The organism is Myxococcales bacterium, from assembly GCA_016716835.1.
GTDB lineage: Bacteria > Myxococcota_A > Polyangia > Haliangiales > Haliangiaceae > JADJUW01.
In genome coordinates, this window is sequence record JADJUW010000001.1 from 783,936 (window position 1) to 801,291 (window position 17,356).

15 protein-coding genes and 1 pseudogene are annotated in these 17,356 nt (G+C 63.3%); 5 read left to right on the forward strand and 11 right to left on the reverse strand.

Translation table 11 applies throughout. The features are described from left to right. Nucleotides 1–70: 70 nt before the first annotated feature. Nucleotides 71–850, forward strand: a complete 780-nt coding sequence (locus IPL79_03445; protein ID MBK9070050.1) for a hypothetical protein — start codon at nucleotides 71–73, stop codon at nucleotides 848–850. Between the two features lie 6 nt (nucleotides 851–856). On the opposite strand, the gene IPL79_03450 is transcribed toward IPL79_03445, so the two are convergent. The 3 genes and pseudogenes from IPL79_03450 to IPL79_03460 all read right to left on the reverse strand — a co-directional run bounded on the left by IPL79_03450 (nucleotide 857) and on the right by IPL79_03460 (nucleotide 3,152). Continuing rightward, nucleotides 857–1,912, reverse strand: coding sequence for a tetratricopeptide repeat protein (locus IPL79_03450; protein ID MBK9070051.1), 1,056 nt, complete (start codon nucleotides 1,910–1,912; stop codon nucleotides 857–859). Nucleotides 1,913–1,926: 14 nt separating this feature from the next. Next, nucleotides 1,927–2,298 carry a hypothetical protein gene (locus tag IPL79_03455; GenBank protein ID MBK9070052.1) on the reverse strand — a complete coding sequence of 124 codons (372 nt, stop codon included), beginning with the start codon at nucleotides 2,296–2,298 and terminating at the stop codon, nucleotides 1,927–1,929. 357 nt (nucleotides 2,299–2,655) lie between these two features. Further along, a pseudogene (locus IPL79_03460) lies at nucleotides 2,656–3,152 on the reverse strand (glutathione peroxidase). Nucleotides 3,153–3,423: 271 nt separating this feature from the next. Between IPL79_03460 and IPL79_03465 the strand changes: the two are divergent. Beyond that, nucleotides 3,424–6,288 (forward strand): TIGR03960 family B12-binding radical SAM protein, encoded by a 2,865-nt coding sequence (locus IPL79_03465; protein ID MBK9070053.1) that lies wholly within the window; start codon nucleotides 3,424–3,426, stop codon nucleotides 6,286–6,288. A 10-nt stretch (nucleotides 6,289–6,298) separates the two neighbouring features. Here the strand turns inward: IPL79_03465 and IPL79_03470 are convergent, their stop codons facing one another. Beyond that, entirely contained in the window at nucleotides 6,299–7,294 is a 996-nt protein-coding gene (locus tag IPL79_03470; GenBank protein ID MBK9070054.1) for a PPC domain-containing protein, read from the reverse strand. Between the two features lie 429 nt (nucleotides 7,295–7,723). Between IPL79_03470 and IPL79_03475 the strand changes: the two genes are divergently transcribed. Continuing rightward, the gene (locus IPL79_03475) at nucleotides 7,724–8,017 is read left to right on the forward strand and encodes an SRPBCC family protein (GenBank protein ID MBK9070055.1); all 294 of its coding nucleotides are present in this window, start codon (nucleotides 7,724–7,726) and stop codon (nucleotides 8,015–8,017) included. 27 nt (nucleotides 8,018–8,044) lie between these two features. On the opposite strand, the gene IPL79_03480 is transcribed toward IPL79_03475, so the two are convergent. The 4 genes from IPL79_03480 to IPL79_03495 all read right to left on the reverse strand — a co-directional run bounded on the left by IPL79_03480 (nucleotide 8,045) and on the right by IPL79_03495 (nucleotide 11,367). Continuing rightward, entirely contained in the window at nucleotides 8,045–8,917 is an 873-nt protein-coding gene (locus IPL79_03480; GenBank protein ID MBK9070056.1) for a hypothetical protein, read from the reverse strand. A gap of 74 nt (nucleotides 8,918–8,991) precedes the next feature. After that, nucleotides 8,992–9,849, reverse strand: coding sequence for a hypothetical protein (locus IPL79_03485; protein MBK9070057.1), 858 nt, complete (start codon nucleotides 9,847–9,849; stop codon nucleotides 8,992–8,994). 132 nt (nucleotides 9,850–9,981) lie between these two features. Further along, nucleotides 9,982–10,599: a hypothetical protein gene (locus tag IPL79_03490; GenBank protein MBK9070058.1), complete on the reverse strand. Its 618-nt coding sequence runs from the start codon at nucleotides 10,597–10,599 to the stop codon at nucleotides 9,982–9,984. 339 nt (nucleotides 10,600–10,938) lie between these two features. Then, the gene (locus IPL79_03495) at nucleotides 10,939–11,367 is read right to left on the reverse strand and encodes a hypothetical protein (protein MBK9070059.1); all 429 of its coding nucleotides are present in this window, start codon (nucleotides 11,365–11,367) and stop codon (nucleotides 10,939–10,941) included. Nucleotides 11,368–11,786: 419 nt separating this feature from the next. Here IPL79_03495 and IPL79_03500 point away from each other — a divergent pair, with 419 nt between their 5' ends. Next, nucleotides 11,787–12,599 carry a hypothetical protein gene (locus IPL79_03500; GenBank protein MBK9070060.1) on the forward strand — a complete coding sequence of 271 codons (813 nt, stop codon included), beginning with the start codon at nucleotides 11,787–11,789 and terminating at the stop codon, nucleotides 12,597–12,599. Nucleotides 12,600–12,723: 124 nt separating this feature from the next. On the opposite strand, the gene IPL79_03505 is transcribed toward IPL79_03500, so the two are convergent. Both IPL79_03505 and IPL79_03510 read right to left on the reverse strand, forming a co-directional pair. Beyond that, nucleotides 12,724–12,927, reverse strand: a complete 204-nt coding sequence (locus tag IPL79_03505) for a hypothetical protein (GenBank protein ID MBK9070061.1) — start codon at nucleotides 12,925–12,927, stop codon at nucleotides 12,724–12,726. Between the two features lie 129 nt (nucleotides 12,928–13,056). Beyond that, nucleotides 13,057–14,805: an amidohydrolase gene (locus IPL79_03510; GenBank protein MBK9070062.1), complete on the reverse strand. Its 1,749-nt coding sequence runs from the start codon at nucleotides 14,803–14,805 to the stop codon at nucleotides 13,057–13,059. 263 nt (nucleotides 14,806–15,068) lie between these two features. Here IPL79_03510 and IPL79_03515 point away from each other — a divergent pair, with 263 nt between their 5' ends. Further along, on the forward strand, nucleotides 15,069–16,454 hold the full coding sequence (locus IPL79_03515; protein MBK9070063.1) for a hypothetical protein: 1,386 nt from the start codon (nucleotides 15,069–15,071) through the stop codon (nucleotides 16,452–16,454). A gap of 56 nt (nucleotides 16,455–16,510) precedes the next feature. Here the strand turns inward: IPL79_03515 and IPL79_03520 are convergent, their stop codons facing one another. Beyond that, nucleotides 16,511–17,341: a hypothetical protein gene (locus tag IPL79_03520; protein ID MBK9070064.1), complete on the reverse strand. Its 831-nt coding sequence runs from the start codon at nucleotides 17,339–17,341 to the stop codon at nucleotides 16,511–16,513. Nucleotides 17,342–17,356 lie beyond the last annotated feature (15 nt).

Sequence of the window (17,356 nt, forward strand, 5' to 3'; positions counted from 1 at the left end):
GTGCCGCAGCTCGCGCCTGGGCGGGGCGGACACGCTCGCACTCGCGAGGCAGGCGGGTTATATTGTGCGCATGCGAACGTGGGGCGGCATATTGATGGCAGCGTTGGTGGCATGCGGTGGCAGTGGCGGCGAGGGCCAGCCACCACCGGGCGATGGGCCGCTGCCGCCGCAAGACGGGACAAACCCGCCGGAAGCGCTCGGCAATGTCTATGCGTCGAGCAAATCGACCAACCTCTATGGCATGGGCTGGGGACGCGGCGACGACCTAGCGGCGTGGTCGGCGCTGCCGCCGATGGTGGGCGAGCATGCCGGGTGCGCGGTGGGCTCGTCGCCTGATGCCGTGTTGATTTTTGGCGAGGCGGCGCAGTCCGATGGCTACGCCTATCTCGTCGTCGAAGATCGCGGCGGCAATCCACGCGGCGTCATCGCCGAGTTCGTGCGCGAGACGCCAGAGGTCAAGGTTACCACCGGCAACGCGTGGCAGGTCTGCGCGGTGGGGGCCGCTCAGGTTGCACTCCCCGCCAGCGATGAGGAGGACCGCTTAGCGCTCGATGCCCTCATCAAGGCCTGCGGCGCCGGCGAAGGTCGCAGCGGGGGATGGGTGGCAGCGGATGGCCCGATCACGGCCGGCGCCACCGGACGCTTGGCGGTTGGCGAGGCCAACGATGGCGATGCCGGCCATTTTACGGCGGTCTGCGCCCGCGATGACCACCCTCAATTCGGCGTCGGGCCGACCGCGAATTGGATTTGGTACGCACCAAGTGGCACCTCTGACCCATTTGCGGCGGCGCTGCCAGATAGCTCGCTGCTCATCTTCCGCTTGCCGTTTGAGGTCTTGGTGATCAGCTAGCCGCGGTCACCACAGGCGTTGGGTTGTCAGCACGGCGGCGGGCGGTTTGCCCTTCGTGCGCGAGACGGTGACGATGCCAGCGTCGTCGAGTTTGTACGCGGTAGCCCATGACGCCTCTGGCGACGGTTTGTTGTCCGTCACATTGGTGGCGTGGCTCGCGGTTTTTAAGACGACAGTGCACGTTGCCAGCGGTGCTTGGCACAGCATGACGACCTCTTCTTCGAGGTACTCATCGCCGCCCATCCGGCTTTCAGATTTTAATTCGACGGCGAGGTAGCTCTTGCCGCCAGCCTTGCTCACCTTGCCCGTAATGAATTGGTCGCCGACGGTGGCGGGCTCGCCTAAGTCCAAGATCGGTCGGAAGCCACCGCTCTCGCGGCTCACCAGGTACGTACGCGTGTATTCGGGGTGTTCCGCGCTCCAGATCTCACCGAGCGGCAGCTTCACGTGGCTCGGTTCGCAGGCCCCGACTGTTGCCCCCTCGACGAGGCACTCGCATAGCGCCGCCTTGGTCGGCTGCAGCTTGCCTTCGCATGGCGGCGCAGGCTGCATGACATCGTCGTGAAATGCCATGACGGTGGCATTGTCGGGCCGCAGCTGCAGGGATTGCAGGTAGTAGGACGCGGCCTCTTGGAGCCGGCCCCTCACTTGCGCTAGGCGGCCCAGATTGTAGGAGGCGGCGCCTTTGAGCTTGTTGTCGGCGGCGACGTCGAGCGCGCGCTTGGCGGCGGTTTCGGCCTTGCCGTAGTCCCCGGTCATCAGCGCGGCGAGGGCTACCTCATTGAGCACGGTGGCATCGTCCGCCGCCACGGCGCTCGCGGGCTCAAACGATGTCAGCGCCGCGGCATAGTCGCCTCGCTTGCCATAGGCCTCACGCCCGAGCTTGAGGTGTTGGGTCACTTGCTCGGCGGCGCTGGCGGCGGCGGAGGCCTTGGAATGGCTCGACGCGCCCGGCGAGGCGTTGTCGCCAGCCTTGCCGCATGCAATGAGCGCAAGCAGCGCAAGCGCGGTAACGCCACTCGCTGCGCCGCTTGTTGAACGAAACGCAAATTGTTGGTTCATGACGGGTGCTCCCTTTACTCGCCGGCCGCGCCGATGAAGATCGATTTGACTTGGTTGTTTTCGATCGAGAAAATGGCGCCGCCGTATAGGTCGCCGACCACCAGCAACTCGGCGCTGCTGTCGTCGGTGTTGAGGTCGCGGCCATACGCGGCCTTGACCTCGTCAGCGCTGCTGCCGATGCCGACGCCGGCTTTCGTGCGAAACGAGCTTGGCGCCTCGATGGTCAGCTCGACGACCTCGTATGCGGTGTCGGCGGCGTCCTCGGCTCTTACCGAACTTGATGGTGAGCCCTTGCGATGGCCACCTGCCAGTCTTAACCCACGAGCCGTCGGCGGCTTGGAACTCTGCGGCGGACATCGCCGTCGCGGCGCCGAGCAGCTTGGCAACCGCTCCCTCGCGCTGATAAAAGGCCACGGGCCCTAGTTCTTGCCACATGGGTCGGTCGACCGCGGGGGTGGCGGCGGTCACCTCGCTTGGCGCCGGCTTGGCGGAAGACGGCGCGACCGCCTGGGCGGCCTGCGTGGCCGTGGGGGTGGCCTCGCGCTTACAACTCGCGACCAGTGCAAGGGCAACCGAGAGGGCATGCGACATCGCTAAAATGTGTGACTTCATAATATTTGTCGGACTTAGCACGAGGCGCTCCGGCCGCAAACAAGAAAATTTGCAGCGGCGCCGCGCTAGACGCGGGGGCGTCGGGGTGCCAGCCCGCGGCCACGGCCGCGCCGACATGTGGCTGCCTCGCGCTAGCGCGCGGGCAGTGCGGCCTTGATCGCGGCGACGACGGCAGGATCATCGGGAGCGGCCTTGGGCGCGAAGCGGACAATTTCTTTGCCACTGGCGCTTACCACGAACTTCTCGAAGTTCCACCGGATGTCGCCAGCATGGCCCGAGGCATCGGCGATCGGGGTGAGTTGTTTATAGATCGCGTGCGCGCCCGGGCCATTGACCTCGATTTTTTCCATCATCGGAAACGTCACGCCAAACTTGGTGCTGCAGAACGCCGCGATTTCTTCGGCGGTGCCAGGCTCTTGGCCAGCAAATTGATTGGACGGAAAGCCGATGACGGTGAAGCCTTGCGGGCCATATTCCTTTGCAGGGCTTCGAGCGCGGTATATTGCGGGGTGAGGCCACATTGCGAGGCGACATTCACCAAGAGGAGCGCCTTGCCGCGGTACGCGTCGAGGCTGGTGGCGCTACCGGATAGCGATTTGATGGGGAGGGCGGCGATGCGATCGAACATGGTGGAGGCTCCTTGCGGCGTGGCAGGCGTGGCGGTTGCTGGTGGAATTGGTGGCGTGGTTGGTGCCGCCCCCGGGGCGACGACCGCGGGCGCCTGGGTGGCGCTGGTCGCGGGTTCTTTTTTGCAGCCCACGGCAGCACATAGGAGCAGTGGGAGACCGACGGTAACTAGGCGGGCTTTGCGCATACAAAAGGCTTAGCGCGCTCCCGGCAATTTGTCCCGCCTAATTCTGCTATAAGACGCGCCTGGGCCAAGGCAAGGCGCCGGATGTATGCGGCATCTCTACGCGGATTTCATTCACACCGTCGCCAAGCCGGCGCGCTATCTTGGCGGCGAGTTTCAGTCGATCGTCAAGGATCACGCCGCCGTTGACGCCACGGTGTGCCTTGGCTTCCCCGATGTCTATGACATCGGCATGTCGCACCTTGGTACGAAAATCCTATACAGCCTGCTCGGCAAGGAACCGCGCATTGCGTGCGAGCGGGTGTTTGCGCCGTGGCCCGATATGGAAGCGCAGATCAGGGCGCACGAGTTGCCGCTGGTGGCGCTCGAGAGCCAGCGGCCGCTATCAGACTTTGACGTGCTCGGCATCTCGCTGCAGTATGAGATGACCTTTACCAACATTCTGACGCTGCTCGATTTGGGCGGCATCCCGCTGCGCGCGGCGACCAGGCATGAGGGCAGGGGTGATGGCACGCTGGTGCTAGGCGGCGGTCCCGTGGCTAGCCACCCAGAGCCAGTGGCGGCTTTTTTTGATGCGTTTTTTCTCGGCGAGGCCGAGGCACTCTTGCCGCGGCTTGTGTTGCGCTGGGCGGCGTATCGTCGCGAGATTGGCGCGGGCACGCGGACGCGGCGAGATGCTTTGTGCGAACTAGCGCGCGAGTTTCCGCTGTATGTGCCGTCGCTCTACGCGACCAAGCTCGACGAGGCGACGGGGATGGAGGTCGTCGACGCGCCGCTTGATCCCCGCGTGCCGGCGCGCGTTGTGCGCGCCATGGTGCGCGACCTCGATGCCTACCCATTTCCCACCGATGCGCCGGTGCCCTATGCCGAGGCGGTGTTTGAGCGCGCGGCGGTGGAGATTGCGCGCGGCTGCACCGAGGGTTGCCGGTTTTGCCAGGCGGGCATGATCTACCGCCCCGTGCGCGAGCGCAGCCCGGAGTCCATCATCGCAAGCGTTATCGGCGGCGTCGAAAAGGGCGGTTACGAAGAGACGGGCCTGACGTGCCTGTCGACCGCAGACTATTCAAGCATTACGCCGCTGGTCGCCAAGCTCGGCAAGCAATTGCGCGAGCGCAACGTCAGCATGGCGGTGGCGAGCCTGCGCGCGTATGGCCTGGGCGAAGAAATCCTCGACGAAATGGCGCAGACGCGCATCTCGGGGCTGACGTTTGCGCCCGAGGCCGGCACGCAGCGCATGCGCGACGTGGTCAACAAGAACATTACCGAGGCGCATGTAGAGGAGAGCGCGCGGCGCGTGTTTTCGCGCGGCTGGCATCGCCTCAAGCTCTACTTCATGATCGGCTTGCCGACGGAGCAGAATGAGGATGTCTTCGGCATCATCCACACTGGTCAGCGCATGATGGCGGTGGGCCGTCAGCTCGTCGGTAACCACGCCGAGGTGACGGTTTCGGTGAGCTCGCACGTGCCCAAGCCGCACACGCCGTTTCAATGGGCGGCGCAGAATTCGCTGGGCGAAATTGAACGCAAACAACAAATGCTGCGCGCGACGCTGAGCGATCGAAAAATGCGGCTCAAGTATCACGACGCCGGCGTATCGTGGGTGGAAGGCGTGCTCTCGCGCGGCGACCGCCCGTTGGCCGACGTAATCGAAGCCGTTTGGCGCGATGGCGCGCGGTTTGATAGCTGGGAAGAAATGTTTGACCTCGAGCGCTGGCAGCGGGTGCTGGCGCAGCGTGGCATCGATGCACATCGCTATCTCGACACGCGGCCAACCCATGCGCGGCTGCCATGGGATCATTTAGATGTTGGCCTCGAAGACGGCTTTCTGCTCGCGGAATACCGCAAGGCCTTAAAGGGCAGGGCTAGCCCGCCGTGCGGCAAGGTCGCGGGGATGTTGGTGCACCACACCAACCTTGCAGACGCCGAGCCCGATGGGCGCAAGCTGGTTTGTTATGACTGCGGCGTCGCTTGCGATTTGTCTGAAATGCGCGGCGAGCGCTTGGTGGCGCTACGCACCCTTGGCGCCTTGCAGCCGCGCACGCCCGTCGTTGCCGAGGTTGCTACGGGTGACGATGTCGCCAACCGAAATGCGAAAGATGTGCGCGACAATGCGAGGCGCCAGCGCGTGCTCGAAAATGGCTACAAAGACGCCGATGTGCCGTATGCGTCGTATCGCGTGCGCTACGCCAAGCTCGGTCGCGTCGCGTTTTTGGGCCATCTTGATATTGGCCGCTTAATGGCGCGCAGCCTAAGGCGCGCCCAGCTGCCGTTGGCGATGAGCCGCGGCTTTTCGCCCAAGCCGCGCCTGTCGTACGGCCCCGCGCTGGGCCTTGGCATGCCAAGTCTATGCGAGGTGATCGACTTAGATCTCGAGCACGTGATGGCTCATGGCAGCTTGCACGAACTCTCGTGCGACGAGGTGGCGACACGGCTCGCGCAGGCGCTGCCTGAGGGCTTAGTCGTGCAGTCGGTGACGGCTGCTGAAGGCAGCCTTGGCAAGCTCGTCACCGGCATAGACTGGTTGGTGCGGCCCGCGGGCGACGGCATGGTGTTTGACGCGTCGCGAGCCCGCCGTGTCGTAGATGCATTTATGGCGCGGGCGCAATGCGACGTGACGCGCGGCGAGAAAGTCATCGACGTTCGCAGCTTCGTCACCTCGATCGAGGTGGTAGCGGGCGCCGACGCCAATCGCCTTTGCGCCGCGCTGGATTGGCCCGCCGTAGGTGGTGCCGCGGATCGCGTCGAGGCGTTGCTAGCAGTGACCGTGAGGTCAGATTCGGATGGATCGGCTAAACCGAGTGAAATCGCGCGCGCCCTTGGCATCTACGGCGGCGAGGATTTGCGCGGGCCGCACGCCCTCATCGCGCGGCTGAGCCTGCATGGGCTAGATACGCCGGTTGCGACTAGGCCGCCGCCAGTCGCGCCGTCGGAACTAGCCGTCGCGCTCGCTTAGAGACGCCCCCTCAGCAGGCCGCGCCGTCAGGGATGCACGCAAAGTGCCCCCAACAACCGGTGCAGTATTCGCCTTCGCCGCAAACCAAGGTCGAGCAGTCTGGCTCGCACATGGTGGGGCAGTCCTCGGCGCCGTCGTGAAACGGGGTGCAATCGTCATTGGGGTTGTCGGCGCAGGCAAAGCCGTCGGGGCACTCGCTGCCCGACTCGCCGCCGCATTGGCGCACGCACTCACCAGGCGCGTCGTAGGCAAGGCCATCGCCTTGGCATTCGTAGCCCTCGGGACAGGCGTGTGGGTTGATCGAGCGGCCACCGCAGGCAATATCGGCTGGCGCCGTCAGCTCGCAAGCGCCGGTGTCGACGTTGCACAGCGCCAGGTCGTCGATTAGGTGCAAGGCTTGGCGCGAGCAAACTTGCGCTGGGTCGCACGCGAGCCCCTCGCTGTAAGCTTCTTGTTGGCCGGCGCCAATGGCGGTCCAATCAAAGCCGCAGCAACCGCCGGCGAGCTTTTCGAAATCGCTGTCGCGCTCACAAGCGACGACCGAGGCCTCGTGACCGGTGAGCCACACCTGAAACTTGCGGGCGCGATAGTTGTAGTCGCGATAGACCACGTAGTGCGTGCCGCTTGGATGCTCGGGCAAGGTAAGCGAGATCGCTGCGTTAAGCGACCCATTGGCGTCGTCACTATACCCAATGACGTTGAAGTCATTGTCGAGCACCCACGCCATAGCGTCGCCGCCGTTGGGCGACGTAACGGCGACTTGCAAGACATCGCCCGCGTTGCCGTAGAACTTGTAGGCCTTAAAGCGCTTGCTGCCGCGACTGTATTTCACCAGCGGCGAAATCTGCCCGAAGTCCAGCGAGCCGAGGAGCTTGACTTGACCACTGGGCAGGCTGCTCGCGACGCCGAGCTTCGCCGCATCTTTTTCGCCGGACGCTTCAAGGTTGTCGGTGGACAAGCAGCTGCTGGCGAGGGATGCCACCAGCAGGATTAGAACGTGCTTCATGAGGCAGTCAGACTACATTCGCCCGCGCTCCGCAAGCAAAACCGACGTTGGCGCGGCGGCGTGACGAGCAACGCTTTGTAAACACCAAGGCGTGCAAGTGGCAAGTTCAGTCGCCACCGCGTCTGGCCGAAGGCGCCGCGCGCTTGCAGGCGTCTCGATGCCAATCGCTGATGGCGCCGCGATCAATTGCGCCATCCGTACCTCACCAACTGTAGCTCATGCTTGCCATCGGGGTGATGATATTGCCAAACCCGCTGCTGCGTTCATCATCGCTATTGCCAAGGCTGAACGGCAACGTGAGGCCAAGGCTGGCGGCGAGCTGCGCGCGCACTATATCGAGCTGGTCTGGCAGGCAAATCGACGTTGCGAATGCTCGGAAAATGAATTCATCTTGTCTTGCCTAATCCCCGTTGGGTGGTACGGGATAACATGGCCCGTTACAGCACCACCGTCGAGACGCCTCTTGAGCCTGCCGAGGCATTTAACTACATGGCGGACGTGACTAACTTTCCAAGTTGGGATCCTGGCGTTAAACGCAGCGTGCTCGTGCAGGGGCTGGGCCGCGACGTCGGGTCGGCCTACGACGTAAATGCCAGCAGAGGCGTTGGCCGCTGCACTAGCCGAAACGTCTTAGCTCGCCACGACGACGGCGCCCCAGCGGCCACAGCCCCACCGCGGTTTGCCTCGTGCCGTCGACCTCGTTGCGCCTTGGCGTCCAACTAGATAATCGCCATGCCTGCCTTGGCAAGCTTACCGGCTGCCAACCTTCGCTACCCACTTCGAAGGGTCTGCCAGCGTGCCCGCAAAGTCCTGCTTCAGCAGGTGAACGGGAATCCCCAAGACCTTGCCGACGTCGGGTTTGCCGTTGGCCTTGAGCGGCTCCACGAGGACATAGGCATCGCGGGTTCCGTTGCCATTCCAGATGCTGATAAAACTATACGGAATCGACATGACCCGGCGGGTTGTGATGTTGATGATGTGAGTTAGCGTTTGTTTGGGGCCGGGAGCGGCCACGAGATTGTCTTCGCCGTAGGCGGCGTATAGGCTGGTGCGTTGGCCTCGTTGCTCCGCCTTGAAAAATTGCACCAGCTCGATGCGCCCCCATGTGCCGTTGCGATTGACGATGCGGCTGTCGGCGACGCGACTTCGAGGTCCGGTGGCGCCTGAGCTCTTGCGCGTGGGGAGGACTTCAAACGTGCGGTCGCTCGGAGTTCGCAGCAGAACGCGGTGTTGGCCCCCGGCTTGTGGCTCAAAGACGAGCGAGCCGATGGGGACGTTATTGACGGCTTGGCGAGGGAGCGTTAGCCCAGTGAAGGCTACGTTTTTCGCCCTCGTGGTTCCGTCGCCTTTGGTCTGTTCGCTCTGTTTGGCTAGCAGGGTCACGCCCGTCTTGCCCAGCGGCGCTTCCCAGCTCGTCTCCCACACGGCCTGGGATTTCACCACGGGGCGAGCTGTCGTGGTGGCCTTGAGCGCTCGCGAGTTCGTCGCTGCGCTGGCCGAGGGCCTCTTGCCCCCAGCGGCACGTTTGGTGGCGGGGCCATTGGCCAGGGCTGGCATGGCCAGGCCAAGCGTGGCGGCCAACGTAATCAGGTAGCTACATCGCTTTGATGTAATCGGGCTCATGGTCTTGCCACGTAGAGCAAGGGTCATGCCAGCAGCGACCGCCCGCCAACACTCGGTGCGGCTTGCGAACCGATTTAGTTGCCGCCCGCTAAGACCGTCCACTTGGCAGGGCTAGCCACCGTGCCTGCGAAGTCTTTTTTAAGCAGATCGATCGGGATGCCCAAGACCTTGCCAATGTCGGGTTTGCCGTCGGCCTTGAGCGGCTCAACCATGACGTAGCCGTTGCTGCTGCCGGTGCCATTCCAAATGCTGATAAACTTGTACGGTAACGACACGATGCGTCGGGTGGTAATATTAATTAGGTGCGTCAAGGCTTGCTTGGTGCCGTCGGCTCCAACGAGGCCGTCTTCGCCGTAGGCTGCAAAATAGGTCGTGCGCTTCGCGCCCGGTTGCGCCGCCTTGAAAAACTGTACCAGCTCGATGCGTGCGGATCCGCCCGTGTAGTTGACCGTGCGGCGTGCCGCCGACCCACGCGCTGTCGCACCGGCGCTGGTGCGAGTTGGCAAGGCTTCAAACGTCGCGTCGTCTGGCATCCGGAGCAGGACCCGGTGTTGACCTGCGGCCTGTGGTTCGAACACCAGCGAGCCAATATCGAGGCGGCCAAAGTCGTAGGTAGGCGCCCCGCCACCTGAGCGCGAGACGCGGCTGGTTTGTCCGGTGAAGACAATGTTTCGCGCGGTGGTCGTGCCATCCGTCGCGAGTTGTTCGCTTTGTCGGCGCAGCATGGTCACGCCCGAATCAGTCGGCGCGGCTTGCCAGCCAGTTTGCCACGCGACGCGTTTGCTCGTCACGGCGAGGCGAGGTGCGGTGGCCACGAGCACGCGGGGTTTGGTCGCGGCCGCTGCCGCGGGTCGCGGGGCCGCCGCGGTGGCCGGAGTGGCTCGGCGATTCGCCACCGCCGGCAAAGCCATGCCCACGGTTGCGATCAACACAATCAAGTACCTACAGCGCTGTGACGCAATTTGCTTCATAGTGTTCCTGCGTTAAGCAATATGCATACCACCTTAACTGCGACGCCGGCCGCGGGTGAGTTTCAGCGATAAGCGCGCTCGTGTGGTGGGCTGTTACCTAGTGCCAACCTTAACGATCCATTTGGAAGGGTCAGCCAACGTTCCCGCGAAATCGTTCTTTAGCAGATGGATGGGAATGCCCAGGACCTTCCCCACGTCGGGTTTGCCCTTCGCCGTGAGCGGCTCGACCAAGACATAGGCGTCATTAGTCGTGGTGCCATTCCATACGCTGATAAAGTTGTACGGTATGGACATCACGCGCTTGGTGGTGATGTTAACAATGTGAGTCAGGATTTGCTTGGTGCGACCGGCGCCAGCGAGGTTCTCTTCGCCATAGGCCGCGTAGTAGCTGGTGCGCTTGCCGGTTTGCGCTGCCTTGAAAAATTGCACCAACTCGATCCGCCCCATCATGCCGCCCGGGTTGATCAGGCGAATGCGATTGTTGGTGCCTCGAGTCGTCGTGCCTGCCGCACCCGAACTTTTACGGGTAGGCAGGACCTCAAGCGTGTTGTTGTTAGGCAGTCGCAGCAGCAAGCGGTGCTTGCCTTGCGGCTTGGGCTCAAATACCAAGGTCCCGACGGTTTTGTCGTTGCCCCATTTGCCCGAACTTGTAAGCCCCGTGAAGGCAATGTTCTGCGCGGTGGTGCCGCCGGTAGCCCGGAAGCTTTTCACCTGCCTGCTCATTTTGGTTACGCCCGAACGTGTCGCGGGCGTTTCCCAGCTGGTTTGCCACGCGACGCGCGGCTTGCCAACGGAAGGTCGTGCCTTCGTGGCCTTGAGCACGCGAGCCGCTCCCGTCGTCGGAGTCGCGGGTCGCGCGGCCCCAGTGTTGCGTTTAGTGGCAGGCCCATTAGCCAGGGCTGGCATGGCCATGCCAAGGGTCGCAGCCAAGACAATCAAGTACCTACATCGGTGGAATGCGATCGGTTTCATAGTGAAGTCGACAAAAGCAAGCGGCGTGCCATCGTTGGGGTCGTGGAATTGCTTAGCGAGTCCCGGCCCTAGCCTGAGTTATGGCGATGGAGACTTCTCAAGGTGTTGAGCGTCAAACAGTGCGTAGTTGGTTACTGCGCGATCGCGTTCGAAGTCGTATTGCTGGTAGCGATACCCCATGAATCCCAAGCGCCGCAAGTCGGCGTGCAGGACCGCATCGCGGTGGCTGTTCACGCCCAACTCTTGATCGACAACCGAGTGAGGGCCGACCACTTGGCGCACCATGTGGCCATGCTCGGACCATACGAAAATGTTGGGCGCCGATATGTGAAAGGCTTGCAGGGTTGCGCCGTACTGTTTAGCGAAGCCTGCGCGGGTTGAGACGTGAACCAGTCCATCCGCGTTTTCGCGGAGCGAAACCCGCGAGTCGGCGACGTCGGAACCATGATAAACCACCAACGGCGCGCCGTTGGCAGCGAGGAGCAGCGGCGCGCCGGGATTGACCATGTTGCGAGCGCCAAGAGCTGGCGGCTTGCGTTTGCTTAAACCATGGTCAGGTGGCGCGAGATGGCGACCGGGGCGCGCAACCTTGCTAGGTGGTTGTACGCGCTTTGGTTGCGCACTCGTCACGCCCATAGCCGTCACCAGCGTAAGGCACGATGTTAGCGTGTACGAAAGCAAAACCACACGACGAAGCACGGCTGGCTTACAAGCAAGCCCCGTGCCGATGATGCGGCCCCTAAGAATCAGTGGGCGCTTCCTCAGCAAGCAGCTGCTGGCGGCGGCGGTTGCCACTTTATCAGCGAGCGCGGCTTGCGGCTGGTGCCCTGCGTCCCCGCCGCGCGCACGAGATAGCCTCGACTCGGCGCGCCGCATCTTATGTCGCGGGCCCACCCTTTGGCGCGGGCTTTGCACTGCATCCGCACATGGCCAGCGCAAAGCTACTCACCACGCTAATCGTAACTATGGTGTTCACCCAGGTCGCCGCCGCGGCACCGCGTGGTGAGGTCACCCAGCATCCAGCTACAAAGGCCAAGCAGCTTCTTACCAAAGCGCGACTCGCCAAGGTCAGGCCTATTCGCGATGCCACCAACGAGAAATCCCTCGCATACAAGCGTGGCGCGACCGACGTCGAGCTGGCAATTGGTCCTACGAGCCATGGCCCGTTAGCATTTTGGACGGTCAAGACCACCAAGGGCAACACCACGACGGAGGCCTCGACCGTGGTTGATGCGCCTTATCCGTTTGCCACCACCTATCGCACCACTCAAAGGCGCGCCAACGGGGACCTGGCCTTTGAATCGATCGATATCTCGCGTACAGGTTATGAGGGCATGCCGGACCAAGCCAAGCCGGTGACCACGTCCATGAAGCGTACGCTGAGCCGCACCGCGAAAAATGGCGTCGGCCTCAGCGTGAGCGATACCTATCGCTTCGGCAAGCGCATGCCCAAGCAGCTCGCGCCCGCGGCGCGCACGCTCGAGATTTCATCGCAAGGGGCGTTTGCATCGATCGACCTGTTGGCGACGACGCCCGCGCTGACGGGCTCGATCACGGCGCTCGCGGCGGACGCGCTCACGGAGCTAAAGGCCTTCTTGGCATTGCCTGAGCTTGGCCTGGCGGCGGCGGCAATTGAAGGCATCGCCGCCGTGGTGACGGCATCACCTACGGTCGCGGTGAATGCAGATCCATTGGCCGATATTCGCGCCAAGATCAAGCTAACCATGGCAAGCTGGTAGCCAGCGTCGGCCGCGCGCGCTTTGCGGAACTAGTTCGCCCAGCCGCAGGACGAGGCGCCGCGCCAGCTAAACCAAAGATGCGGTGGCCAAGCGCCTCAAGGAGCCAGGTCGTGCGTGGCCCATGTTAGGCGTTGAAGCACTCCGTATCGCAGCTCGCATGGCAGGTGATCGTACAGTAGTCGTGTTGCGTTAGGCCGCAGGTGTTGCAACCCGATGGCGAGCTCTTCGAGCCCCCGGATCTGCCCCAGTGGCCGCCGTACACCTCTTGCAGGTCCTCCCCGGCAAGGGCGTGCAGCGTCTGCTTTTTGAAAACTAGTTTTCGCTTCATCGAGAACTCGTAGCATCGGTCGACCGCTGCTCGCAATTTGCACGCGTCGGTGCCACCCACAAAAAGGCCAAACTGTCTAAGCCATTACATTTGCGCGCGCGGCCCAGCGATGCGGCGAATTGCACATGGCTACGTTGGCGCGCGATAAGCCAACACGCCGCCAACGTACGTCGCCAAGATGCGTGCGGAGCGCAACGCGTCGTTGCTGCACGTCGCGAGGTTTTCCGAGACAATAATAAAATCGGCGAGCTTGCCCGCGGTGAGCGAACCCTTGTCCGCCTCCTCAAAGGCGGCGTAGGCATTGCCCATGGTGTAGCCAAAGAGCGCCTCTTGGCGAGTCATCACCTGTGCCGAAAAAAAGGGCTCGCCGTTATCGAGCCTGGCGCGGGTGACCGCGGCGTGCAGGTTGGCAAATGGATCGAGCGCCTCGACGGGGGCATCAGTGCCCAGCGCCAGCTTAGCCCCAGCGTCGATGAGGCGACGCCACGGATACGCGGTTGCCTCGGTGCGTGCGTAGCCTAAGCGTTTTTCGACGAACGGCGCGTCAGAGACGGCGTGGATGGGCTGGACCGACGCAAGCACGCCGAGCGCCGCAAACCGCGGCAGGTCTGGCGGAGCTACGTGTTGCGCGTGCTCGACTCGCCAGCGCCGCGCGTGGGGCGAGGGGTGCCGCGCAAAGGCTTGCTCGTACACATCGAGGACTTCGCGGATCGCAAGATCGCCAATGGCATGGACGCACAGTTGCAAATCATGGGTGGCCGCGATTTCGGCTTGCGCGGCCAAATCGGCCATGCTCGTGACATAACGTCCGGATGTCTCGCTGCGATCTGCGTATGGCTCGCGCAGCCGCGCACCGTGAGAGCCCAGCGCGCCATCCGTGAGCACTTTGATGCCTCCCACCGTTAGCATTCGATTGCCTAGGTGATGCCACGGCAGGCCTTTGACATCGCTCGCCGCGGTCGCCGCCGAGGTGTCTAGCATCGCCCACACCCGCACGCGTAGCGCGCCTTGCTCGGCGAGTTGGCGCAACACCTCAAGCCGAGCCCGCGAGCTACCCGCGTCTTGAATGGTAGTGATACCCAGCGCCAAGGCGGCCTGCTGCGCGGCCTCGACCAACACGCGTTCCTCGGCAAACACCTGCGCCGGCGTGCGCGAGCTACGCGACGTCGCGTAGGCCACATTGATGAGGTCCATGGCGTTCTCTTCAAAAATGCCCGTCGGGTTGCCGCTCGCATCGCGCACGATGTGGCCGCCCGCAGGGTCTGGCGTCTTGGCGGTGATCCCGGCAGCGGCCATGGCAGCGGCATTGGCAAGCAGGGCATGGCCCGAGGCATGCCGCAAGACCACAGGGTTGGCCGCGGTCACGCGTGAAAGTGCGTCGTGCGTCGGATAACCCGCAACGCGCACGGTGCTAGCGCCTGCCGCCCATTTTTCTTGATGCCAGCCACGGCCCAAGATCCACTCCCCCGGCGCTGCGGTTGCGGCGCGCGCGGCGACGGCGGTGATAAGCGCCTCCCATGTGAGAAACTCGCGCAAGGTCAGCGTGGTTAGGCTGGTGCCGACGCCAAACAGGTGGGCATGTCCATCAATGAAGCCGGGCATGACGAACGCGCCCTTCAGCGCATGCTTGACCGTACCGGGGCCGGCGTACGCTGCCATTTCGACGTCGTTGCCAACCGCGAGAATGCGTCCATCTTTAACGGCCATCGCGGTGGCCGAGGGCGCCGCCGGGTCCATGGTGTAGAGCACGCCGCCAAGATAGATGTCATCGGCGGTGGCGTGGTTGGTGTCGCGAGCCTGGGTTGACATGCGCTTGCTCCCCGCGCCGCACGAGACCAGAAAAAGAAAAATTGCAAAATACGCACTCGCTCGCATCATGCGCGCGGTTATATCAGAGCCGCGGCCACGCGGAACGGCATGGGCGCGGCGGCCATCAAAAGTTGCTACGGCTGATACGAGCTGCAGATCTTGGCGATGCCGTCGACTTTTTCGGCCGGGCGACGCGGCAAATTGGGGCGCGCGTCGGTAAACCCGCGGAATTATCGCTCGCCAAAGGAACGTCGTATGTGCCCCGCCGGGGCCGGGAAACATTTCGCGAGCCGACGCCGCTCAAGCGCCCGCCTTGGTGGTACTTCTTGCCGATGACCCATACCAAGTCAATTAACGCCGCGGCGCTAACGATCGCGTTGGCCATGACCTTTGGATGCCAGAGTTCGCCCGCCCCCAAGTCGCCCGCCTCGTTAGATGCTGCAGCCGCGCAAATTACCGCCTACATCGACAAGCGCTTCGACGCCACCCCTGCCGACCGCGAAGCCCTCTTGGCTGATCTGCAGGCGTTGGCAATCAATGCGACCGAGCTCGAGGAGCTCATTCGGCGTCCTCCCTCCAGCCTCGTGCCCGCTGCGTGGGCACCTGGCACCATCACCGGCGAAAATGCGATTTCATGCTTCCACGTCGATTATGACTCGGTCTACTACGCGCGCATGCCCGCCGGCGCGAGCAGCTCACCGCTGCCGGTGCTAGTGGTGGGGCATGGCGGCAACTCGTCGATGGACGCGGGTTTTGCGCGCAGCACCGCACTCAGTTATGCGCAGGCCTACGCGCCGCTCGCGGATGCGCTAGGCGCCGTCTTGGTGGCGCCGGCGAGCGAGCGCGGCTGGAGCCCTATCGGCGACTCACTGATCTTGTCGGTGCTCTCAGAGCTGCAGCGCCGGGTTGCGATTGATCCCGACCGCATCTATCTCACTGGACAATCCATGGGCGGGCACCTTGCGTGGCGCTCGACCGTCAACTTCAGCGACACCTATGCGGCGTTCCTCCCGATGAGCGGCGGCTATCCCGAGTGGGCCGACGGCAAAAATGAGACCCTCTACAACGCATGGGATACCGTTGGCTACCACACGTGGGGCGAGAGTGAGATCTACGATCTCGACCTCACCAACGAAGCCATTGCGGAATTTCTCACCCAGCACGGCTATGCCTGGCACGGCGAGTCGGCCGCGGGCGAACACCCAATCGCCACCGATAAGTTCGACGCCATCGTTGCGGCAATTGGCGAGGTCAGCCGGCAGCTCTACGCACCCACGCTGTATTTTCGTGGTGGCGGCGCCATGCAATATGTCGCCAACTGGGACATCGAGAGCTGGCCCGAACACACCATTAGCGCCACGCGCCCGCTGATGTACAATAGCCATCGCTTTGTGCGCTTGGGGGTGCGCGACGACGATCTAACCAAGGTGCAGTACATCCGCGGGCGGGTGCAGCCTGGCAATATCATCGAATTGACAACGCAAGAGGTGCGGCGGCTTACGGTCATGCTGCATCCCGACCTCGGCATTGACCTCGCGACCCCCGTCACCATCAAGGTGAACGGCGCAGTAGCCTTCACGGGCGTCGTCGCGCCAGATCTGGGCCGCATGCTCGACTTGGTTCGCGAGTATGATGATCGCGGCCGTATCTTCCACGGCTTCGTCGACCTCGACGTCGACACCGACGCCATCGTCGGCCCGCCCTGGCAAGCCGAGTGATTTGCCTAAGCGCTAGGCTTATGAAGTATTGACCCGCTCGGAACGGGGCACACCCGCTATTCGTTCGCCGAACAGTCGTACTTGTGGGTAATGAAGAGGTCGAAAAACTTCTCGGTGGCGTCGGGCAGCTCCTGGATTTGGAGGTTGGCACAATTGTTCCAGCCATAGCCTGCCAGGTCGGCGCGCGCGGCCTCAGCGTCGACGCCGCTGGCAAGTTTCTCTGCCCATGACGGCGCCGCACCAGGCCTGGCCGCCTCCGCCGTTGCAAGCACGCGCCAGGCCGCCACGACGCCATCGGGTGTTTTTGACATGAGCCCATCCGCAAGGTCACGGCACGCCCCATAAAACGGTGAGGCCGCTAGCTGCGCGGGATTTTGGTGCGCCGTGACAACTGATTGCTCGAGTTGCTGATGCCGTTTTACCCACGTTATGACGTCGGCGCGACGCTGTTCCCAGGCGGGCTCGGCCACGATGAGCAGGCCATTTAGGTGCGCCAAATCAGCGGCCTGCTTGGCCGCCATCGCAGGATCAGGGATACCGCTTGAATTGACATAGAAGCCGCCGAACGAACCGTCGAGCAGCTCCGCCGTGGCGAGCAGTTCGGCCTCAGTGTAGCGGCCGGCATCGTAGGTACCTCTGAGCTCACAATCTCCAACTTGCTTGGAAAACTTGGCGACCGTACCGCTAGCGGCTCGAGGCGTTACGCTGCGGGCGGGTTCCGCGGGCGCTAGCACCTGCGCGCTCGGTTGCGCGGTGGGTTGCGGAGCAGGTGCAACTGCGACTGGCGCAGACGCCTCGACAGCAGGAGGCTTTTCCACAGGCGCCTTGCACGCTGCCGCTGCGCTGATGCCAACAGAGATGATCCAAACAATTTCACTTCTCGCCATATGCACCCTTTTTCG